Source organism: Halosegnis rubeus, assembly GCF_009184545.1.
GTDB classification, from domain to species: Archaea; Halobacteriota; Halobacteria; order Halobacteriales; family Haloarculaceae; genus Halosegnis; species Halosegnis rubeus.
In genome coordinates, this window is the sequence record NZ_QJOW01000005.1 from 13,467 (window position 1) to 37,754 (window position 24,288).

Consider the following 24,288-nt stretch of genomic DNA (forward strand, 5'->3'; position numbering starts at 1 on the left):
TCGCCAAGAGTGAAGTGAGACCGATATCTTGGTAGGGAGTGTTCGATGGATTCAACGCTTCTCACTGGCCCGAAACACGCCCGATTGGAACGACGGGCATTTCAGCGGGCTGATGACACCGCTACCGATTCGCTGGGGAGTATTCTCTACATAACGCGAAACGACGCTCGCAGGAGTATGGTTGAGGACCGCTGGGCCGCGTCGCACGATCCCCTCCGTCTTCGTGCCGAGACGCTCGACGGGGTCGTTCGGGAGTGGTACGAGGAGCTCCACGGTCCGGTTCAACCCCTCTCCGGGCAGCTGAACCGCCGGCTGGCGGAGTACGCTCTGGACAGATCGACAGCCGAGACAGATGGCGCTCTCGCTGGCGAACCTGCCTCTGCCGCTCTCGCTGATTCGTTCAGTAGCCGCTTCTCGCTCTTCGACGACGCCGGCGTCGGTACCGCTGACGCGCTCGTAGCGGAGTTCGAGGGCTCAGACCTCGATGACCGTATCGCGAAAGCCACTGCCGACGCGTACCGACACTACCGGGATCTCCACGGCGACTATGTCGACGAGTGGGTCTGTACCCGGGGAGAAATGTTCGACGCCGTGGCGACGGCGGAGCAGTCACTATCGGCGTTCTCTCCGGAACCGGATGTCGTCATCCTTTCCGGGTATCACGAGTTCCGTCCTGTCGAACGCCGCCTCATCGAACGCCTCGTCGATGAACTTCCGATGATCGCACTGCTGCCGCTCCACCAAGATGGCCGGAGCGGAGTCGACGCCGTTGCGGAGGACGCCTTGGATGTCTACGAAGCACTTGACTTTGAGGCAGTAGAACTCGAGCCCGTCGACGAGTCAGGGCGGGCCTTTGGAACGATCACCGAGTCGCTCTACCGCCCGGACCCGGACACTGTCCCTGCTCCAGACACTCTGCGATGGCGTGAACTCCCGACGCCCGAGCGCGAGATTCGCTTTGTCGCTCGCGAGCTCCGGACTGAGTTGGCCAATGGTCGCGATCCCGACGACCTGGCTGTCGTCGTCCCGGGGACCGAGGCCTATTCGGGGTACGTCGAGGACACGTTCGATACGTTCGACATCCCGCACGTCACGACCGCCGCCTCACAGCTGAACCGGACGTTCACCGGGAGCGTTGTACACGACCTCCTGAACCTCGCTGAACCGGATCCGCGGGCTGAGGACCTCACGTCCCTGTTAGCGAATCCATTGGTCGACGTCGTCGACACCGACCAAGCCAACGCCGTCACGGCAGCTGCTCGTCGGCGTGACACCGTTTCTGTGTCACCCCTGCTCGATGACGTCGACGGCGAGGCGGCGGCGGTGATCGAGCAGCTGCTGGCCACGTTAAAGACGCTCCGAACGGAGGACACCGAGGACGCAACCGAGACGCTCCGACGACTGTTGGACGACCGGTTCGACCTGGAGGGGGCGACGGAGGACTACGCCAGCGGCGCCGAGCAAGCCGTCGAACAGCGAGCCTACGACCTCGTGGACGAAGTCCTCTCCTCGTTCGAGTCGCTGTCGGCGGTCAATAGCGATCTCTCCCCGTTGGCACTGTTCACCCGTGCATTCGATGGTGTGCCCATTCGGGTTCCACAGCGCGCTGCTGGTGGCCACGTTGAGGTGATGGGGCTGCTCGACGCCCGGATGCGCTCGTTCGAGAAGGTGTTCCTCGTGGGACTGACGAGCGCGCACTTCCCGGTAACGCCGGAACGTCCGGCCTTTTTCGAGGAGATGACCGACGCCCACCCACGGTTCGACACCGGCGACGAGCGACTCCGGGGCCGCTATCTCTTCGCGACGCTACTCGCGAACGTCGACGAACTCACGATCACAACACCAGAGACGGGCGACGACGAATCCGCCGTCGTCCGGTCGCCGGTCCTCGACGAACTCCAGCGCGTGACCGGCATCGACCCAGAAGACGGCGTCGACAACCGCGTAGGCTCCCGCGAAGACCTCCAGCGCCACGTCGCTGCAACGGCCGACCGGCGTGCGGCAGTAAGCCTCGCCGGCGACCGAGGTGATTTCTCCCCCGAGCAGACCAAGCGCACGGATCGGGGACTCCACTGTGCGGACAACAGGGGAACGGCTGGCCTCTCTGAACACGATGGCGTGTTAGAACCCAAGACAGTCGATGAGGTCTACCCTCCGTCGGAACGGGAACCCTACAGCGCGAGTCGAATCGAACGATACGTCGAGTGTGGGTTCAAGTTCTACGCTGAGAAGGTGCTCGGAATCGAGGATCCCGACGACGTTGAGGTCGTCCCTACGCCCCTCGAAACCGGGTCGTACGTTCACGACGTTCTCGAACGATTTTTCGCGGATCTACGGGACGAGACCGAGGATGGTGTCGATCTCATGGACTTCGACCGGGACGAACTGGCGACGCACCTTCGCGAGATCGCCGTCGAGGAACTCCGGGATGCCGACTTCGAGTACGACGGTCTGTTCTACGAGCGGTGGAAAGCGGAGCTGTTCGCGGGCTTGGGTGACGGCGAGAGCACCCCTTACGAGGCCGGGAGCAAACCCCACGACGCACCGGAACAGGGATTGTTCACTACCTTCCTCGACAACGAGCTCTCGCGGGACGGCGCTGACCGACCACACTTGTTCGAGGCCCCGTTCGGCGAGGGACTTCCCGACTCGGATGCTGGGCCGTTCACAGTTGAGCGACCGGACGGCTCGACCGTCTCGATTCGGGGATACATCGACCGCGTTGACGTGAGCCAGGGTGGCGAAAAACCGACGCTCACGCTCTACGACTACAAGACTGGACGGGCACCGTATATGACGAAGACGACCGGCGGCACGAAGTTCCAGCTCCCCATCTATCTGCTTGCTGCCGCCGAGGTCGTCGACGGTGACCTGTTCGCGGAGGGCTCGCTCTCGGCGACGTACTATCAGGTGCGACCGCCAAACGACCTCAAGGTTCCACGCGGCGTCGAATCGAAGTTCGATTCAGAGGTCGAACTCCGCCGGTTCCTGAACAAGGTCGTCCCGGAATGGTTGGGTCAGATCGACGAGGCGATCGGCAACGGACGGTTCCACACGACGCTTCTGTCCGCTCGGGGTGCGAACTGCCGATACTGTGACTACCGTCGGGCGTGCGATGTCCGCCATCACCGCAAGCGGGAGTTTGTCGACGAGGTGCACGAGGACGACGCTGCGTACGTTCCCCTCCGTGTTCGCGACGACGAGGACATCGAGGCGGTGATGAGCGATGACTGAGGACCCCGAGGAGATTCAGCTCACGGAGGAACAGGAGGACGCGCTCGTCCAGGGCCGGAACGTCGCGATCACTGCCGGCGCCGGGACGGGGAAGACGACAACGCTCACCGAGCGGTACGTGACCATACTGGCCCAGAACCCGTCGCTCACCCCGGAGAATATCGTCACGATCACCTTCACGCGAAAGGCCGCTGCCGAACTGACTGAGCGCGTTCGGGAGGAGGTGTACGACAGGCTCGAGGCTGTCGACTCACCAGAGGCCTACCACCGCTGGCGAAACGTTCTCGACGATCTGGAGGACGGCTATGTCCACACCATTCACGCGTTCTGTACCCGGCTCTTGCGAGAACGGGCCGTCGAGGCTCCGGTTCCGCTCGGCTTCGACGTGCTTGACGAAGACGGCGCCGCGACACTCCAACGCGAAGTTGTGACGGAGTTCCTCGAACGCAACCAGGACGATGACGACGTGGAGCTCCTTGCCCAGCTCTGGAGTCGCGACCAGTTGGTCGATACACTCGCTGGATTACTCGATGAACGCCCACAGAGCGAGTCCGTCCTCGAGGCGTGGCGTGACGCCGAGGTCGACGACTACGTCGATATCTGCTGGGAGGTCGTTTGTGATCTCGACGTCGACGACGCCCGACAGACGCTGTATGCGGACGGACTCCTTGAGCAGCTACGCACGGTTGCGGGCCGTGTCGACCGCGAGGGCGCTATCGCCGACGAAGACGGTCTTCGAGCCTACCGGACCTTCACCGAAGTCGCGACCACACTCTCGGCCGACCTGGTGGAAAGCGATCCTCGCGACTGTCAACGGGCAATCCTCGACCTCTACGAGGCCTGTGAGAAGAAGAACGGTGGCCTGTACAGCAGTTCGGGGTACGTCGTCGGTGACCGGGACGATTGGGGTGAGTACGGTGACGTCTACGACGATCTGAAAGACGCCATCGACACGGTCATCGATGCCGTCGAACTGCACGCGGATGCGGTCGAGACGACACCGGGGGAACTGGAAGAGAATAGCGCTCACTACGCGCTGGCTCTGATGCGGGTCTTCGATGACGTCCTCGCCGCCTACGCCGACGAGAAAGAGCGTCGCGATACGCTCGACTTCCCCGACGTGATCGAGACCACCCTTGAGTTCTTGCGAACGAACGATGCCGTCACGGAGGGGCTACGAGAGCAGTTTGCGGCCGTGATGGTCGACGAGTTCCAGGACACGGACCCGCGCCAGTGGGAGCTGGTCAAGCTCCTCACGGGCGTCGACGAGCAGACGGCGTCGAACGTCTTTCTGGTCGGCGACGAGAAACAGAGTATCTACGGATTCCGTGGTGCCGACGTGACGACGTTCGGGGAAGCGAGAGCGGAACTCCAGACTGTCAACGAAGCCCGTGGGGTCGACGACGTCCCCGACAGCGATGCCGAGAGTCCGACCGCGCTCGAACTCTCCGGGAACTTCCGGACGCTGGATGAGCCGCTGTCGTTCCTGAACGAGCTCTTCGAGTACCTGTTCCAGCCGGAGGGTGACAGCCACGAACCCCACGAAGCGCCACCGCAGGAGTTGACCACACAACGCGACCGTATCGAGGACATCGAGGGACTGACCGGGAGTGTCGAGTATCTCGCTGTCCCCGACGACGCTGACACGGCGGCAGAGCTTTTCGGCGACGACCATCCGGTCGCCGAAGGTGCGCTGGACCACACCATCGAGGCCGAGGCGCAAGCGCTCGCTGCTCGACTGACCCACCTGTTCGACGATCCGCCGCAAGTCCAAGACCCCGACACGGGTGCTCATCGCGACGCTACGCCGGACGACACGGCAATCCTCCTCCGCCGGCGAACCCATTTGGATCGGTATCAGCGCGCCCTTGAGGAGTACGACATCCCCTACACTGTCGTCGGTGGCGTCGGGTTCTACGATACGCCTGAGGTCCAGGCGCTCACGAACCTGCTTCGAGTACTCGGTGATCCACAGGACGACGTCTCCCTCTACGGGGTGCTTCGGTCGCCGCTGTTCGGATTCGCGGATGATCGCCTCGCACCGGCGGTCGCAGAGGCTGATTCAGTGTGGGACGCGCTCGCCGAGACGGACGATCCACAGCTCGCGGACGCGTTCGACCTCCTCACAACGTGGCGGACTCTCAGCGGCTGTGCGACGCCGTCCGAAGATGGCGTCCTCCCGTGGAACCGCCTGCTGTCCCGGGTGATCGACGACACCGGGTATCTGGCAAGTGTGAGTGCAGATGAACGCGGTCGACAGGCCGTCGCGAACGTCGAGAAGTTCCGCGACCAGGTCCGTACTTGGAGCGAGAATGGTGTTCACACAGCTGCCGGGTTGCTCCACCGGATCGACCGCCAAGCCGAGATCGACCCTCGTGAGGGGGAGGCAGATATTCCGGGTGACGCCGAGGGCGTCCGGATTATGACGATCCATTCCGCGAAGGGACTTGAGTTCCCGATCGTCACGGTCCCCGATCTCGGGAGTGATCTCAACTTCGGTCGGTCCGTCGACGACCATGGCTACGTTCGACTCGTGGACGGAACTGATGACGCGCCGCCGGTCCCGGCGGTCGGCGGGCCGAATCCGGGCGATGCGTTCTCCATCGAGAAGACGGCCGTCCACGAGTACGCCGACCGACGGTCGCGTCCACAGGAGCGGGCGGAGTCGAAACGCCTCCTCTACGTAGCGTGTACACGAATGCGGGATCACCTCCTTCTCTGCGGCACGCACGACATTGACGTCGACGAGTCCGATACAATCGAACTCGGCGAGCCTGCAGCCTTCGACGACGCAGACCGGTGGCGCGACTGGTTACAGCCAGCCCTCCTCGACGGAGCACTTGTCGCCGAGGCGGTTCGTGACGGACAGGCCCGTTGTGAGATAGATGGAGCCAGCTATACTGTTCGCAGGCCGCCGCGCCCAGTAGACTGGGACACCGACGACGATGCTGTTGATTCAGCGCCGGAGATATCGATCCCCTCACCGCCGTCGTTAGCGCCGGCGAAACGGATCGCGGCGACGACCCTCGTGAATGCGGTGGCGGATGCGTCTCCAGACGGTCACAGTTACTCTCAGCGTGAGGAGTCGGCCGGCCTGAGTCCAACGACGTTTGGGACGGTCGTCCACCGGATCAACGAACTTCGTCCACCGAGAGACGAGTGGACCACCCTGATCCGTCGTTTGAGTCAGATGGCTGGTGAGGAGCCGACAGAATCGGACCTCCGTGATGCTGTCAACCACGCTGCTGATGCAGTCGAATTTGTTGATCAGATCGAGTCTGATACTCAGCCTCAGGAGGTTTACGACGAGTACTCTGTTGTCGCTCGAATCGATGAGTCGCGGATTGTCGGTGATATCGACCGGCTGCTCGTCACGCCAGACGCATTCCACATAATCGACTACAAGACCAACGAGCTCTCAGCTACGACATCGGATGAGCTCGCGGAACACTATCGACCGCAGATGCTCGCGTACGCTCTCGCTCTCCTCCAACATGACCGGAATCGTGACGTACGATCATCACTCCGGTTTACTGACGAGGGGATAGAGGAGCGGTTCCATTGGGTGTCGGATCAGATGACGGAGATGGAATCTGAACTACGCTCAATGGTGGATTTGGTGGATTAAGCCTCTGTTTTCGCCAATTCACCCACCTTGCGATAGGTCAGGACAAGCTCTTGGTGGCAGCCTTCGAGAAACGAATAGAACGAACGAAACGAACTCAACGAGAGTATTTCGAGTAATGAATGAATTTACTGGAACGAGCCGAACCGACGCTGGAACAGAGTGCTCGGTGAACGAAACGAGGAAAACGAGAGAAACGAACAATATGATAAAAACGAACGAAACTTCTTCAACGAGTGGAACGAACAGTTGGTTTTAACATCGTAGTAATCCTCTCACCGAGTGAAACACCCTCACCGAACGCACCGAACTAAACGACCAAAACGAACGAAACGTACATAACGAGAGAAACGAAGATAATGACCGACACCAATACCGCACGAATCACGGTGGCAAATCAGAAAGGAGGCGCGGGGAAAACAACCGACGTCATTCATACTGGCGGCGCACTCTCCGCCAGAGGCCACGACGTCCTCCTGGTCGATATCGACTATCACGGAGGGCTCACCTGCTCGCTTGGCTACAACGATCTGTATTACGACACCGACCGCACAACGCTGTTCGACGTCCTCGACTTCGATCAGATGGAGTCGGTGAACGACATCATCGTCGAGCACGAGGAATTCGACATTCTTCCCGCCAGCGAGAAGCTCGCGAACAACAAGAACATCCAGACGTTGCTTGAGGCGCCGAAGAGTCGCGAGCGTTTGGAGATGACTCTTGACGAACTCGAGAAGGACTACGACTACATCATCGTCGACACGCCGCCATCCCTGAACGTCCTCACCGACAACGCCCTCGTCGCGACCGGCAACGTCGTCATCCCCGTCATTCCCGAGAAGCTCAACGCCAACAGCCTCCAGATTTTCGCAAAGCAGCTGAGCTCCCTCGAACAGGCGTACGGAGACATCAACCGGCTCGCCATCGTCTGTAACCGTGTCGAGCAGAACGCTGAGCACCGCGATACCATTGAGGAGATCAAGTCGGCGTACTCCCTCCCAGTGTTCGAGATCCCGAAGCGGACCGACCTCTCTCAGTCGATTGGCGAGGGTGTGTCTGTCTTCGGCTTCGGCAAGGAGAACCAGCGCGTCGAGGATGCACGCGATCTGTTCAACGAGATTGCCGACCTGTTCGACGAGACGTTTGAGAAGACCGCACCTGAGGAGGTGGAAGCATGACCGACGGCTGGGGCGATGCTTCCGGCATCGAGGGCAACTACGAAGAGGAGGACGAGGAGGTCGAATCCAGCGAAACGAGTGAGGTGAGTGAAACGGTGGAAACCAGTTCATCGACCGAAACGACCGAATCGACTTCAACGAGTGAAACGAACGAAACGAGCAAAACGAAGACGAACATCAAGGACGAATGGAATGGGCGGACGATCTACATTCCCGACGATGTCCTCGACGAGATGGAGGATACCTACCTCGAGTCCCAGCTGAAGCTCCGCAAGGCGGGGCAGGACGAGTTCAAGAAGAACCGTCACTTCTACCCGCTACTCGTCCAGTTCGGTGTTGAGGCGCTCTCTGATGCGGATGCTGAGGAAATCCAGGCTCGGCTCTCGGAACTCGGCGACGAATGACCTTGCGCAGAGCGAGGCTCGGCAGTAGTTGAGACTGGCTCTCTCAATGCATACGGGATGGAACCGATCTGAGCAGTCTGTCGAAGACGATGGGTTGGACGGTGAAACGGAACTGCTGTTTCCCATGGTTCCAGATTCACAGAGTCGTTTATTTTCCAGTGACATAACCGAAGGAGTCATTCGGATTCGGACACAGAAGGACCGCATGGATAGCGATGAGAGATTGAGCTCACAGACAACTCCCGAACTGGAGGATGTCTCATCGCTCGACCGGCTTCCGCTGCACTCAACTGATCTGTTGACGCTGCTTGACCCGTCAGGCGTCGTGCTGTACGAGAGTCCATCTATCGAGCGCCTCTACGGGTACGATCAGGAGGAACTGGTCGGGGAGCAGGTTGCCGAGTACTTCCATCCCGAGGATCGAGACCGGGTCGTCGAAGCGTTCGCTGCAATCGTCTCCGACGACGGCAACCACGTCGAAACCGTCGAATACCGCCACGAGATGGCAGACGGTTCTTACAAGTGGATCGAAACTACCGGCTCTTCGAACCCGACGCCTGACGGACATTATGTCATCAACTCTCGGGACATCTCCGAGCGAAAGCAGCGAGAGCAGCAACTCCAGCAGACTCGTAAACAGGTCCAATCCGAACGCGACGGAAAAGAGGCCATTCGCCAGCTCCTTCTGGAAACCTCGACAGACCGGGAGATCGCCGCGAGCGTCTGTCGATTGCTCGTCGAGGACTATGGGTACGAGGCGGGCTGGGTCGTCCGAAAGCAAGCACGGGACGGCGACGACCCGCGTCCGGTGATGGTCGCCGATCACGGCTCGGACCGGGGGTTCCGGGGACCGGACGCGGCCGGCAGTATCGACACGGCGACACGCCGGACGCTCGCCACGGACGCTCCCGTGACGGTCACGACGGGCTCGGACGAGGAGCCGGACATCGTCGCCCGGCTGGAGCGGTGTGGGCTGTCCTCGGTCCGGTCGGTGCCCCTGGACCACGAGGGCCTGTCCTACGGCGCGCTCACCGTGGTCCGGACGGATTCCGGAAGTGACGTGGCCCAGCAGTTGGTCGATGAGGTGGCGGTCGCGATCGCGTTCAAACAGCAGGTCCACCGTCAGCAGGAGGCTCTCGCCAGCGAGACAGTCACGGAGCTCACGCTCCGATATACGGGTGAACACGTCTTGACAGCCCTGTTGGCGGCGCTGGCTGCCGACGAACGCGAGGAGACCAACGACGGCGACAGGCCGGAAGTAGTCGTTGAGGAACTACAGAGCGGTGGTGACTCAGGTGTCACGTTTCTGCTCAAAACTGCGGACGCAGACGCGGAGACACTCCGATCGACCGCAGCGGGACTCCCGTCGGTTCAGGCGGCGACCGTTGTTACGGCGTCGGAGACAATAGCGGTCGTGTTGATGCGCACCGACGGACAGTCAATACGGAGACTCGTGGGCGGGCACGGCGAAGTCCTGCGCTCGATTATCACCTATGACGGTTGTTTGGATCTGACTGTGGAATTCCCGCGTCGGACCGACATTGGTGCTATCGTCGACACTGTGGAAGACCACTGGCCGGGGGCCAGTATGTACGCCTGTACCGAGCGGCCTGTCGATGATGAACATCCGAGCGCGTTCGGCAGGCTGACGATCAAACAGGAAGACGCACTCCGGGCGGCCTCGCTGGCGGGCTTTTTCGAGCGCCCACAGGAGGCCAGCGCCGAGGACGTGGCCGAGACGCTCGGCTGCTCGGCCTCGACCTTCCTCCATCACCTGCGCAACGCCGAACTGGCCGTTTTCAAGGACGCCTTCTCTCACGACGGGCGAGTCGACTGATCCGACGGCGCGTGGCTATCTGTTCTGACTAGTTGCCTCGTTGTCACTGTTGCGTATATTTGTAAGCCAATTTTACACCAGCATGATGCGTACCGAAGATCGATATGTATTCGCTTCTATGCCTCTGTGGGCGTCGGTCGGTGGGTTCGGGCGCGGTCAGTTCCGCTGGCGGCCGGTACCGACCGACGGCGGCCGTCGGTGACAGACTACAGTCTCGTGTCGTCGGTCTCGTGACCGCACCAGCGGGTAGCGCGAGCGGCCGGGCAGTGAGACGGCAGTGGTTCTGGCGGTGGTTGGCATAACGCGCACGGCGAGTCGACTGGCTGCGGTATATCTTGTCACAATCGTGGGGCTCGCGATGCTGGCGACCAGTGGTGGCTTTGTCGGGACCGCTACGGCCGCGGCAGGCAATACGGCCCCGGACTGTGGCACAATCAGTTACACGACCAACAGTTCGGGCTGGCATGAGGTTACTAACGTCAGCCAGTTACAGTGTATCAATCAAAACCATAGCGATGCGACCAGTCGGTCGGACGCCCTGAGTAAAAGATACGTCCAGACCAGGGATATCGATGCCACCGGAACGAATAACTGGAATACTCGCAGCAGTTTCACCGACACGTTCTCTGTCTTTTCTGCCCCAAAGCCCGTCGAACTTTCTTACGCACCAATCGACAGTAGTTCGGTGACAGTCACTGATACGGCTGACGGCACCTCGCTTAGCTTCAATGTGGTCGATGCGGATTCGGGGGCCATTGACCTCACCGAAAAACCGGATGGCGATGTAACGGTCTCCTACGATACGCAGAGTCCGCGAACGCTCGGGTTCGAACCGATCGGAAACCGTACCGACGACTTCACCGGCGCGTTCGACGGAAGCAGCCACACGATATCGAATCTGTTCATCAATCGGCCCGGCCATGATCAGATTGGCTTGTTCGGTAATGTCTATGGGGTCACGATTACGAACGTCGGTCTCACGAGCGTCGATATCACTGGCAACGAAGATACCGGCGGGGTCGCTGGCGAAGTCGGTGAAAGTAGTTCGCAGGTCAGTCACTCATTCGTGACCGGCGACATCTCGGCTGACGGCAGTGCCGGTGGTGTCGTTGGAACAGTGACTCGGGGAACGCTCGAAGATTCATATGCAAACGTCACCGTTACATCTCCGGGTAACTACGTCGGTGGGGTCGTCGGGTTCGTAAACGTGGGGACGGTGCAGCGGACGTACGCCACAGGGGCGGTGTCGGGTCTCAACTCCGGCGGCGTCTCGGGGTATATATCGGGCTCCGGAACGGTCCAGAACTCCTACTGGGACAAAGGAACGACTGACCAGGGGAGCGTTATCGGAAAGGACAACGGCGGAACCACCTCGGGACTCACGGGCTACGGGTCCACGAGTGACACCACTCCAGCCCCGGAGATGCAGGGGTCAAGCGCCTCCTCGAACATGGGGAATCTCGATTTCACCAGCACATGGGAAACAGTCGAAAACGGCGACGCCGACGCCACCGGAGACGGCTACCCGATTCTGCAGTCCGCCAACGGACAGGCACAACTGGAAGCCCAGGACGCGTACGCCTACGCCGGCGGTGACGGCTCCACGGACAATCCCTACGAAATCGCGAACTGGTATCACCTCAACAACACCCGAGAGAACCTCGACGCGGAGTTCATCCTGACCGCCGGCCTCGATTCGAACACCGCTGGCTACGACGACGTGGCGAGTTCGTCAGCCAACGGTGGCAACGGCTTCGATCCCATCGGCGACGACAGCTCGCGGTTCACAGGCACGTTCAACGGCACCGGACACACGATTTCGAACCTCTCCATCGACCGAGGGTGGGCTTTTGATGTTGGACTGTTCGGGTACGTCAACGGTGGCACTATCGAGAACGTCGGCGTCGAGAACGCCGACATCACCGGTAAGGAACGAGTGGGAGGCCTCGTCGGGAAGAACTTCGGCACAGTCAGCAACTCCTACGCGACCGGCACCGTCTACGGAGACAAGGAAGTGGGCGGCCTCGTCGGGTTCAATTTCGGCAACACGACTGCGTCCTACGCGACCAGCGATGTCTCCGGGACGGGCAACGACGTGGGCGGCCTCGTCGGGTCCAACGTTGGCAACACGAGTGGGTCCTACGCGACCGGCAATGTCTCCGGAACCGGAATCAAAAACGTGGGGGGCCTCGCCGGGGTCAGCGAAGGGGAGATCACGGAGTCGAACGCGACCGGCACCATCTCTGGAAACAATCTCGTCGGTGGCCTCGTCGGAGTGAACACCGGCACGGTCACCGAGTCGTACGCGACCGGCAACGTCTCCGGAACCGGCGACGTCGTGGGCGGCCTTGTCGCACGAAACTTCGGGGCAACAGTCACCAAGTCGTACGCGACTGGGTCCGTCACTGGGACCAAAGGCGTTGGAGGTCTCGTCGGCATAAACAGCGGCATAAGTAGCGCAAAAGTCTCGGAGTCGTACGCGGCCGGCTCCGTCACTGGGACCGACGACGTGGGTGGTCTCGTCGGAGTGAACAATCGCACAGTCAGCGACAGCTACTGGGACACGGCGAGGACCAACCAGTCCGACGGCGTCGGGAGAGATGACGGCGGCACCGCCACCAACATGGTCGGCCTCACGACTGCGGAGATGACCGGGGACCGCGCGGCGGGGAACATGGGACCGTTTGACTTCTCCAGCACCTGGCAGACGACCGGAGACGACGGCTCCGTCGAGGGCTACGGCGTCTTCTACCCGACGCTACAGAACAACACTCAGCAGCCCGCACCCAGTGCCACACTCTACGCTGGCGGTGACGGCTCCGCAAGCACTCCCTACGAAATCGCGAACTGGTACCACCTCGACAACGTCCGCCAGAATCTCGGGTCGGAGTTCGTCCTGACCGCCGACCTCGATTCGAACACCGCTGGCTACGACGACGTGGCGAGTTCGTCAGCCAACGGCGGTAATGGCTTCGACCCCATCGGCGACGACAGCTCGCGATTCACAGGCACGTTCAACGGCACCGGGCGCACGATTTCGAACCTTTTCATCGACCGGAGCGTTTACGTCGGACTGTTCGGGTACGTGGACGGTGGCCGTGTCGAGAACGTCGGCGTCGTGGACGCCGATATCAGCGTAACCATTCGGTGGATGGGCGGCCTCGTCGGGTACAACGACCAAGGCACGGTGAGCGGTTCATACGCGACTGGGCATGTATCCGGCGGGACAAATGACGGAAATCACGTGGGCGGCCTCGTTGGGGAGAACAACGGAGGCACGGTCACCGAGTCGCACGCAGCCAGTTCCGTCGGCGGACTCGTTTGGATTGGCGGCCTCGTCGGGACAAACGATGGCGGCTTGATCACCGAGTCGTACGCGACCGGCGATGTATCCAGCGGCTCTGGTGCGGGCGGTCTCGTCGGGAAAAACAGCGGCACTGTCACTGAGTCTTACGCAACGGGCGATGCCTCCGGAGTCATCACCGTTGTAGGTGGCCTCGCCGGACAAAACAGCGGCACAGTCAACGAGTCGTACGCGACCGGCGATGTCGAAGCAGCCGCCATCGTGGGCGGCCTCGTCGGGCGTATCAAGAGCGGCACAGTCAGCGGCTCGTACGCGACTGGCGATGTCACCGGAGACAACGACCGCGCTGGTGGCTTCGCCGGAGAGAAAAACGGTGGCACGATCACCGACGGCTACTGGGACGACGAGGCGGCGACGGTCACGGAAGGTGGCAGCACAGTCGACAACCAGGGTGTCAGTGACGGTGGGGGTGACGTGATCGCGCTCACGACAACCGAGATGCAACGCTTCGCCCCGCTCGCCAACATGGACGGGTTCTCCTTCGAGAGCCCCGAGACGTGGCTCGTCACGAGCGGCTACCCCGCCCTGGCCTGGGAGTCAGTCACCGAACTCACCGTCGACACTGTCGAGGCGAGCGACCAGACCGTCGCCGAGAACAAATCGGGAACGATCAACGTAACCGCAAAGGAGGGCGGGGTCAACGCCGGTGAGGGCGTCACCATCGAAGTCCTCGACAACGACAGCCTCGACGGCTTCGCGACCGGCGACACGACGGTCACCGATGCCAACGGAAAAGCCACCTTCAGCTTCGACGAACCGGACGACGGCAGCTACGAACCCGAGTTCGCGTGGGCCGACGATACGACTGTCTCGGCAACGCCGACCGTCACCATCGACACGACTGCGCCGACTATCGACAGCGCCAGAAGGGTCGACGACACCACCATCGACGTGGATTTCTCCGACGGTGGAGCCGGGATCGAGAAGAACAGTATCAGCTCGGGGGACTTCTCGCTCGATTCCGGCTCTATTTCGACTATCGACACCAGCGGCGTCACCGACGGCGGAACCGGAACCCAGACGGTGACGATCAACCTCAACTCAGCGGTCGACAGCGACACGGTGACGGTGAGCCTCCAGTCCGATGGCATCGACGACATAGCTCGCAACACGCAGACGAGCGGGTCGGCTGACGCCTCGAATATGGACGGCGTCGCACCCACCTTCGACAGCGTCTCGAAAACCGACGACACAACCATCACCGCCACCATCGCCGATGGTGCCAACGTCGACGAATCCAGTATTGCCAGATCCGACTTCTCACTGAGCACTGGCTCGATTTCCTCTATCTCGACGACTGAGAACGGTGCAAACACCGACGTGACGCTGAACCTGGACTCAGCGGTCGGTGTCAACACCGTCGACGTCTCCATCGCTGGTTCCATCGCCGACACGAGCGGCAATGTCCTGTCGTCCGCCACCAAAACCGTCCTTAGCATGGACGGCGTCGTGCCCTCGATTTCCGGCAGTTCGCTGGCGTCCGATAATGGCCACGTCGACGTGACGTTCAGCGAGGGCGTCTTCCAGAGCGACAGCAGTAGCGCGCTGACGGCCGGCGACCTGACAGCGACGGTCACACAGAACGGCGGAACAGTCTCGTCGGCGTCCGTCTCCAGTCTCACGAAGACCGACGGCTCGGCGCTGGCCGGTGGCGAGACGACGATTCGCGCCCAGCTCTCGCTGACCGGGACGCCAGCCGACGGGGTCGAATCCGTCGCCATCCAGCCCATAGACGGCAGTTCCGTCGGTGACGACGACACGAACCTGATGGCTGGCAGCGACACCACGGGATCGATCACGCTGAACGACCGGACCCCTCCGTCGCTGTCGGATGACTCTGGGGGTACCGACGAGGAGACGAGCGGCGAGATCGTCGCGGACCTGACGAGCAACGACAACGATCAGGGGGCGCTGAGCGTGACCAAAGTCAAGGGCAACGCCGCGAACGTCGGGAGTCCGACCGCCGGCGACAGCGGCGGGCTGTTCACGATCGCCAGCGACGGGACAGTGAGTTTCGATCCGAACGGTGAGTTTGAGTCCGAGTCGGATGCTGACTCCAGCACGACACAGATCACCGTTATCATCTCCGACGCAGCCGGGAACACGAACACCCAGACCGTCACAGCGAGGATAAACGGCGTCAACGACCCACCGGCGTTCGACATGGCGTCGCCGTCACTGTCCGTGAGTCAGGACGCCTCAGCCACGAGTATCGACGAGAAACTCAGCGTGACTGACCCCGACGACGAGGAGACAGTGACGTGGACCGTCTTGAGTAAACCCAGTCATGGATCACTCTCGGGGCTCCCGGCTAGCGAGCCAACCGGCACAGACTCGGTTACACCCAGCGGCTTGACCTACGAACCCGACCGTGACTACGCCGGCAGCGACAGTTTCGACATCCAAGTCAGCGACCCCAACGGCGGGACGGATACTGTAACCGTGAGCGTGATCACTTCACAGGTCAACGACGCACCGACGGCCATCAGCCTGACCAGCACCAACGTTACCCAGTCCAGCGGCACCAACGCAGTAGTCGGGAGACTTTCGGCCGCGGACGTTGACGATAGCAGCCATACGTTCTCGCTGGTCAGCGGGGGCGGTGATGGTGACAATGCCGAATTCAACGTCGACAGCGGCGACCTGCGTGCGGACGACGCCGGCTCGCTCGCTGAAGGGGACTATGACGTTCGCCTCGAAGCCGACGACGGCAGTGGTGGCACGTACGAGAAAGCAGTCACGATCAGCGTGACCGACGATATCGCGCCTACCATCACGTCGAGTACGCCGGCCGACGACGCCACTGGTGTCAGCGAGACCACCGACATCACGATCACGTTCAGTGAGGATGTCGTCTTTGGGTCGGGATCAGTTATCTTGCGGGAGGACGACGGCGGCTTCAGCAACTCGGAGACGTTCGACGTGAGCACTGATACCGGGGGCGGCGACGGAACGGTCTCGATCTCCGGACGCAACCTGACGATCACTCCCACAAGCGAGTTTACCTCAAGTACGGAGTATGCCGTCCAAATTGACGCGGGAACACTCACCGACACGGCCGCGTCGCCGAACGACTTCGGCGGCATCGGTGACAATGCTACCGTGAACTTCACGACGACCGACTCGATGCCACCGACCGCAAGCGTCGGCCCGGATGCGACCGTCGGCGAGGGAGAATCGGTGAGTTTCGACGGGACCGGCTCGACCGACAACGTCGGGATTGTCAGCCACGACTGGGACTTCGACGACGGTGACACGGCCATCGGCGCAACAACCACACACACGTTCGACAACGCTGGTACCTATGAGGTGGAATTGACCGTCGCCGACGCCCTAAACAACGAGGCAACTGCTATCCGGACGATCACTGTCGAATCGACTGGCGGCGGTGGTGACGACAGTAGTGGTGGGAGTAGCGCTCCCGCCGACACTGATGACGGCCAGCCTTCCGCGGACGAGGACACCACCCACGTCGTCACCGGAACCCGCTCGGACGACGGCACAGCCTCGTTCAACGTGGCCGACTCCGGTGGGTATGGGTCCATCACGCTTGACCTCCGCGGGACCGCCACGGATGACTCTCAGTCTGCGGCCGGGAGTGACGGCAATGATGCGGACGATGGCGTGGATACGGACACAGTCGTGGTCGACCGCCTGTCGATCACCCCGACGGAGAGTGCTACCCGCGAGTTCGAACTGTCGGTGCGGACGTGGTCAGCCGACAGCATAGAACCCGGAAACGAGACCGACGACGCCGGGACAGTTGTGACGGCACCCGCCAACCAGGGGAGAGCAAACTATAGCAGCCGCACGGACACGCGAGCGTTTCTCAATATAACCGGGTCAGTACCCGTGGGCTACGTTGAGGTGACCCACACGAACCCAGACACAGACATTGAGAACGTCACGTTCCGGTTCCGGATCCAGAAAGCCTACTTAGATGAGAGGGATGTCGCCCCGAGTGCTGTTGCGCTCTATCGCAACGAAACCGACGGAATAGTCCGTCTTCCAACTGAAAATGTCGGTTCGAACGGCAGTTACTACGTCTTCGAGTCGGTATCACCGGGCCTCTCGCTGTTCGCTATCGGCTCCAGCGGCCCGACGTTCGTCATCGAGCGTGCCAGCGGCCCAGCGGACACGATTACCGTCCCCGAGCCGGTCACTGTCGACGCGACAGTCCGTAATCTCGGCAGGGCGGCTGGGGCCTACACTGCCGAGTTGCAATCTAACGGAACGGTCGTTGCCGCCAGAGAAGTCGAACTTGCCCCGAATTCGACGCGGACTGTGTCGCTCTCGTTCACGCCAGCGGATCCTGGCGAGTACACGCTCACGGTCGGCACAGTTGTAGCTGGGACGGTCTTGGTTCAGTCAGATGAGGCTCTGAACGCGTCGACACCAGCCCCAACAGAGCAAGCGAACCCGCAACAGACCCCAGGGACCACAAGAGAATCGACCCAGCCAGCAGGTGACAACGAGGACACGGAATCGGCCACCGACGCGAGTGGGCCCGGGTTCGGCGTCGCTGTGGCGTTCGGTGTACTCTTGATGGTGGTCATCGTCTTAGCTCGGCGGCAGTCGTAACGCTGCCTCCCCGCTATGTCGCGAAGAAGACGCGTTTTTGAGCGAGTCGTGTTCTGCGTCTCGTAGTGACTGCAACTCGTGAGTCTCGCCGGAGTGTCTTCCGACAGATTGCCCGCCGACCACACGCTGATTGGCCAGTATACGATGCGACGCCGCTGTACGAGCAAAGCTCGCTCAACGGGCTGGAGTCAGATGTTCGGATGGTCTCACAAACCTGGTTCAAACACGACCGCCACGAGTCGGTCGAGAACTTCGTCTGCGCACTTCCGCTGGCGTATTTCGAATTCCACGCTCACGACCGCTACGCGGGGCCAACTCGCTACGAGATGGACACGCTCTTTCGTGTGTTCTTGCTGAAGGAACTCCACGGGTGGGAGCACGAAACAGCGCTGATCGAGTATCTCGAGTGTCGCCCGGCACTCCGCGAGCAGTTAGGCTTGGAGAGTCTACCGAACCAGTCGACGCTATGGCGCAGTTGGCACGAACGGTTCACTGCCGAGCTTCGTGGTACAGTCGAGACAGCTGCGCGGACCATACTTGTTAAAGCCCAGAACGCAGATGTCGCCGTTCCGCGCGAACCAGAACGGCACCTCCCATCTCACGGTGACGAAGAGGACGAATCAGATCTGGACGAGCAAGCTGTCCTTGACGAAGCGGCAACGGTTACGGAGCACGTCAGTCACGTCGTCTTCCCGGCGTTCTCACTGGATCGAGGTGAAGGCTGTGAGATTCACGAGAACGCCTACTGGGACTTACAGACGTATCTCGGACTTCGCGAAAATCTGGCTGCCAACGAAGGCGCTCGCAGCTTCACCTACGAGTCGACTCGAAAGCGGACACCGTTGGGTCACGCCCATCGAGAACAGGTGCGTGACCTCTCCATCGCGGAGATCCGCGAGATGTACCGACAGGCCGTCAACAGGCTCCTGAGCGAAGTCGCGGAGACAGAGGAGTTCTTCCGAGCCGGGATCGTCGCCATCGATATCACCGAGGCCGATCCCTTCACCGGTGACAGGACGGGCCACGAGGACGAAATAATCGGGACGAAAGAGAAGACTGACGAGTACGCCTATCAGTGGGCAACCGTCCAGTTAGTTGGCAATGCAGTGCCGATTGTGCTAGACGCACGGCCAGTTCGGAAAGGTGAGTCTCGCTTGGAAATCGTTGAGGACCTCTTGGATTCAGCCGAGGAGTTGGTTCACGTCGATAACGTTCTGATGGACCGGGAGTTCGACAGCCAGCACGTCTTAGAGATGCTCAGCCAGCGTGGCCTGTCGTACGTCGTTCCCAAGCGGATGCAGACCAGCGAGAAAGCACAAGCAAAGCGGTTGTTCCAACGAGATCGGGATCGATACGAGACCGACCGGAAGCTCCACCTCGGCAAGAACGAGTGGCACGAGACGACGCTAATCTACCGACGGAAAGAGGATTCCGAGCACGACGATCACCGGCAGTATTCGGTGTTCATGACGAATTGCGGGAGCGGACACCTCACGGAGTACGGCTACCGCTGGGAGATCGAGAGTGGGTACAGGTCGATCAAACGGTTCATGGCGGCGACGACGTCGAAGGACTTTGGACTTCGCTTCTTCTACTTCGTGTTTGCGTGTCTCCTGTACTCGATCTGGCGAGCTGTCGATTTGCTCGTGCAGGTAGAGTTGACCGGTGAATACCAGCATTCACCGATCGTGACGGCCGATAATACGCTGACGCTGTTGAAGAAAGAGACCGGAATCGGGTAGGAAAGCCCTCAGTCTGGATTCGTGTGGCGTCTGAGTGGCAACACTGCCGGAAGTCGCCGAAATCCGGCCATGATATTGGAAATTCAATAAGAACGATTGTTTGGAGAGCAATCTGAAGCGGTTTCCGCTCGTCGATTCGGTCGGACCACGCATCACAGGCCCGCTAAACCCGCTGTAGTCTCAACTTCCCAGGCTCGGAATTTTGTATAGCGATATACGATATACATTCTACTGTATTACGGATTTCCGGTACTAAGAGACTCTAGACCTCCGAATTCTCCCGATGAGCCGAATACAACAAGTGGTCCTGATTATGCTCGTAATCACGACCACTTTGAAGTACCCCGCCGCCGTCGGTGAAGCACGAATGCTGCAACCGCCTCACGACGGCGCTTCCCCCGGGGTAGAGGCACCGAGACCGGGCCCGCAGGACGGTGGAGGGCCGGTGAATGCCTGACCGAGCGCTTTCGACGCCGCTCGACGACAGCTACGAGCGCTACCTCCAAGACAAGGGGAAAGGCCGCGGCGGCGACGGTGGGAACTATCGACGTAACGCTGCACGCGAGCTCGAACGGTTCGCCGAGTGGGCCGCCGGCGACCGCGGCGCCGACGACTGGACCGGGATCGTCCCCGACGACGTCGACCGGGAGCCGACCTTCGACGATCTCGACGAACGCGTGTTCCGGGAGTATGCCCGGCATCTCGGTGGAGATCGGGGACTCAAGCAGAACACGGTACAAACCTATTACCGCTATATCTCTGCGTGGTGTGGCTGGTGCGTCAACGAGGGATATCTTGAGGCCCACTACGCGCAGCGAGCGAGTGCGATGGCGCCGCTGCCGGAGGACGACGGTCGCAAGCCCGGCGACCAGCAGGCCTGGACGTCCGAACAGCGCCACGCCCTCACCCGTCACGTCGACGAACGGGCCCGCGACGCCGTCGAGGCGTACACGACACTCCCGGAGGATACTGATCCCCTCGACAAGCAGCGAGCACGCTACGCGGCGTTGAAGGCGGCTCGTGACCGGGCGCTGGTGTTTGTCCTCGCGTACACCGCCGTCCGCGTTGGCGAACTCCTCCGCGATCCGAACGACCCGCGCCGGCGCGGCGTCCGCTGGGAGGACCTCTCCGTCGACGACGGGAGTATGGACGTCTACCGGAAGAAACAGCAATGGGATGCCGCGAGCCTTCCCGATCCGGTGATCTCGCCGTTGCGAAGCTATCGCCAGTTGATGGACCCACCAACGGAGCGCTGGCCGGTGTTTCCGACGTTCGACCAACGGACGCTCGCAGGGCTCGTCCGGGAAAACCTCGCCGAACGAGGGGAACGCCCAGAAGCAATCATTGAACGCCGTGCGGAGTACGCTCGCGACCTGCTGCTGGCGCTCGATGTGGACATTCGGCCGCCGTCGATCACGACGGACGGCGCACGGTCGATTCTCCAACGACTCTCGGAGGCCGCGGAGATCGACATCGACCATCCGAAACACGATTATCTTGCTCCGCACGGTGGCCGTCGTGGCATGGGCGAGGTTCTGGTCCGGGCATTCGGATATACTGTGGCGGCCCGATATCTCGATAATTCTGAGGAGATGGTTCGTGAGCGGTACTCGCATATCGAGGCTGGTGAGTTAGGTGATGTCGCTACTGAGGCCCTTGAGGAGATCGATAGTGTACCGCAGTAACTTATTTCGAGTGAGAGGGGTAGACCGTCGCGTTCACACCGCGTCGACGGTGAACAGCGAGTCGTCGCTGAGGACGACCTGTACCCGGCGGTGCCAGGCGTCAGCGAAAGCCTCTCGTTGCTGGTCAGTTGCCGATTCGTCGAGAATCCCTTGGAGGTTCCCGATTGCGGGTCCACCGTCAGGAACGTCGCTGACGTGGTAGGTCACTTCGACGGTCTCGTCCGTGTCGGTTCGCCGGAACCGGAACGTCGGGTCCGCCGTGTCCGGGTCGAACGCGTCGAAGCGCAGGAGGTCGCGGCGGCCGCCATAGCCGCCGGCGAGCCCGCTGAATCCGTCATCGCCGGTCGCGCCAGTCACGTACGAGATGATGCGGCTCATCACGCCGTACGCGGCATCGTCCTGCGGGCCGGCCGTCTGGACCTCGATTTCGCTCCGGACTGGATAGTCGTCGGGATACAGGGCGTCGAGCCCGAGCTGGACGATCCGATAGGCACCCGAGGCTGTCGGACAGGAGTGTCCGGCTTCTTTCACCGCGTCCCGGTAGGTGACGACGAACGGCTCGCCCGGTTTGAGGACGCCGAGGGCCTCCGCGACGGGGTCGCGGATTTCGATCGGGTCGGCGTCGTAGTCGACCTGCCAATTGGTTCTCGTCTGGGTCGTGTCAGTCGCAGTCGAATTCGATGTCATGAGTTGTGGTTGTGATCGTGTCTCGTGGTCAGTAGCGGAGCAGTCGCATCCCGTTGAGGATGACGAGGAGGACGCTGGCCTCGTGGACCAGCATTCCCGACGCGAGGGTGACGTAGCTGGTGAGCACGCCCGCGAGGAGGACGGTCACGGTCAGCACCGCGAGCCCGACGTTCTCGAGGACGTTCCAGCGCGTCGCCTTGCTGAGTTTGACCGCGTACGGGATGCGTTCGAGGTCGTCGGCCATCAACGCCATGTCAGCCGTTTCGATAGCGGTGTCCGTTCCCGCAGCACCCATCGCGATGCCGACATCGGCAGTGGCCAGCGATGGCGCGTCGTTGATGCCGTCGCCGACCATCGCGACGACGTGGCCGTCGGCCTGGTAGCCCTCGATGACGGACTGCTTGTCCTCGGGGAGGAGTTCGGCACGGTACTCGTCGATACCGACCTCCTCGGCAACGGCAGCGGCCGTCCGCTCGTTGTCGCCGGTGAGCATCACCGTCTCGATGCCAGCGTCTTGGAGCGCCGCGACGACCCCAGGAGCGGCCTCCCGGAGCTCGTCCCGCATCGCAATCGCGCCGATGATGTCCCCGTCCCGAACGACGTGGACGACTGTCTCGCCGCGCCCCTCACGCTCGCGGACGTAGTCGGCGACCCGATCGGGGACATCGACGTCGCGGTCGTCCAGCAGCGCGCGGTTGCCGACGACGACTTCCTGGCCATCGGCATGGGCGATGACGCCCTTGCCGGCGACCACGTCGAAGTCGTCGGGATCGGGGACCGACCTGCGCCCCACGTCCGTATCGTCCGCTTGGGCGACCGTCGCTCCACCGTCCGTCGCAGCCGTCTGGCGTTCGCGGGCCATGTCGACGATGGCGTCCGCGAGGTGGTGTTCGCTCTTCTTCTCGGCGGTCGCTGCGAGCGAGAGGACGTCGGCGGCGGCGACGCCGAACCCCTCGATACCGGAGACGGTGGTCTCGCCCTTCGTGAGCGTCCCCGTCTTGTCGAAGGCGACGAGATCGATCTTGCCGGCGCGTTCGAGGTGTTCGCCGCCCTTCATCAGCACGCCCGACCGGGCGGCGTTACCGATGGCCGAGACGATGCTGACCGGTGGCCCGATGACCAGCGCGCCCGGACAGCCGATGACCAGCAGCGTCAGCGACAGGATCGCGTTCTGCGTGACCGCGTACGCGCCGATAGCCAGGGCAATGACGGCCGGCGTGTAGTACTTCGCGAACCGGTCGATGAGACTCTCCGTGGGCGACTGAGCCTCCTGGGCCTCCTCGACGCGACGGATGATCCGTTCGAGAGTCGTATCCGATCCCGCTCCCGTCGTCCGGATTTCTAGCGCGCCCTCCTGGTTGACCGTCCCGGCGTACACCTCGTCGCTGTCGGCCTTGTGGACGGGCGCGCTCTCGCCGGTGACCGGCGCCTGGTTGACTGCGCTCTCGCCGTCGACGACGGTTCCGTCGACCGGGATCTTCCCGCCCGGCTTTACGACGACGACTTCGCCCTCTTCGACATCGCGGGCGGAGACCTTTTGGAGTGTCCCGTCGCGACGGACGGTCGCCGTGTCGGGCGTCATCTCCAGTAGCTCCTGAAGTGCCGTCCGGGTCTTCCGCATCGTCCGGCCTTCGAGGTAGCTGCCAAGGCTGAACAGGAAGACGACGGCGGCGGCTTCCCAGTACTCCCCGATGACGATAGCACCGATGGCGGCCAGCGTCACCAGCGTCTTGATGCCGAGCGTCCGGTTGGTGACCTCGTGGTAAGCGGTCTTGGCGATGTCGTAGCCACCCACGACCGTCGCGAGGACGAGGATGGCGGCGCTTGCCATCTCGAAACTCGTGAGGTAGCCGAGACTCCAGCCACCGCCGTACAGCAGGCCGCTTGTCGCCGTGACGATGGCCTTCCGGTGGTTCCGGTAGTACTGCGTGATCGATTGTTTGTTCATAGT

Annotated in this window: 11 protein-coding genes; 8 read left to right on the plus strand and 3 right to left on the minus strand. The window is 61.8% G+C overall.

Translation table 11 applies throughout. The features are described 5' to 3' along the window. The first annotated feature begins 177 nt into the window (after positions 1-177). From DMP03_RS11370 to DMP03_RS11390, 5 genes are all read left to right on the plus strand, one after another. Positions 178-3,234, plus strand: a complete 3,057-nt coding sequence (locus DMP03_RS11370; protein ID WP_152120787.1) for a PD-(D/E)XK nuclease family protein — start codon at positions 178-180, stop codon at positions 3,232-3,234. Then, entirely contained in the window at positions 3,227-6,862 is a 3,636-nt protein-coding gene (locus DMP03_RS11375) for a UvrD-helicase domain-containing protein (RefSeq protein WP_152120788.1), read from the plus strand. The genes DMP03_RS11370 and DMP03_RS11375 overlap by 8 nt, the downstream gene beginning before the upstream one ends. A 356-nt stretch (positions 6,863-7,218) precedes the next feature. Next, complete coding sequence (locus DMP03_RS11380) at positions 7,219-8,037, plus strand: ParA family protein (protein ID WP_114587425.1); 819 nt, start codon at positions 7,219-7,221, stop codon at positions 8,035-8,037. Beyond that, positions 8,034-8,441 carry a hypothetical protein gene (locus tag DMP03_RS11385; protein WP_152120789.1) on the plus strand — a complete coding sequence of 136 codons (408 nt, stop codon included), beginning with the start codon at positions 8,034-8,036 and terminating at the stop codon, positions 8,439-8,441. The genes DMP03_RS11380 and DMP03_RS11385 overlap by 4 nt, the downstream gene beginning before the upstream one ends. Before the next feature lie 205 nt (positions 8,442-8,646). Beyond that, positions 8,647-10,278, plus strand: a complete 1,632-nt coding sequence (locus tag DMP03_RS11390; protein WP_172967141.1) for a PAS domain S-box protein — start codon at positions 8,647-8,649, stop codon at positions 10,276-10,278. A gap of 487 nt (positions 10,279-10,765) precedes the next feature. Here DMP03_RS11390 and DMP03_RS14375 read toward each other — a convergent pair whose 3' ends face one another. After that, complete coding sequence (locus DMP03_RS14375) at positions 10,766-11,338, minus strand: hypothetical protein (RefSeq protein WP_172967142.1); 573 nt, start codon at positions 11,336-11,338, stop codon at positions 10,766-10,768. A 6-nt stretch (positions 11,339-11,344) separates the two neighbouring features. Here DMP03_RS14375 and DMP03_RS11395 point away from each other — a divergent pair, with 6 nt between their 5' ends. The 3 genes from DMP03_RS11395 to DMP03_RS11405 all read left to right on the plus strand — a co-directional run bounded on the left by DMP03_RS11395 (position 11,345) and on the right by DMP03_RS11405 (position 21,650). Beyond that, positions 11,345-18,223, plus strand: a complete 6,879-nt coding sequence (locus tag DMP03_RS11395) for a GLUG motif-containing protein (RefSeq protein WP_207105370.1) — start codon at positions 11,345-11,347, stop codon at positions 18,221-18,223. Positions 18,224-18,288: 65 nt separating this feature from the next. Further along, entirely contained in the window at positions 18,289-19,965 is a 1,677-nt protein-coding gene (locus DMP03_RS11400) for a transposase (protein WP_152120792.1), read from the plus strand. A 449-nt stretch (positions 19,966-20,414) separates the two neighbouring features. Next, positions 20,415-21,650: a phage integrase SAM-like domain-containing protein gene (locus DMP03_RS11405; RefSeq protein WP_135806937.1), complete on the plus strand. Its 1,236-nt coding sequence runs from the start codon at positions 20,415-20,417 to the stop codon at positions 21,648-21,650. 33 nt (positions 21,651-21,683) lie between these two features. On the opposite strand, the gene DMP03_RS11410 is transcribed toward DMP03_RS11405, so the two are convergent. Next, positions 21,684-22,337 (minus strand): hypothetical protein, encoded by a 654-nt coding sequence (locus DMP03_RS11410; protein ID WP_135806938.1) that lies wholly within the window; start codon positions 22,335-22,337, stop codon positions 21,684-21,686. Between the two features lie 28 nt (positions 22,338-22,365). Further along, entirely contained in the window at positions 22,366-24,285 is a 1,920-nt protein-coding gene (locus DMP03_RS11415) for a heavy metal translocating P-type ATPase (protein ID WP_004594624.1), read from the minus strand. Positions 24,286-24,288: the final 3 nt, after the last annotated feature.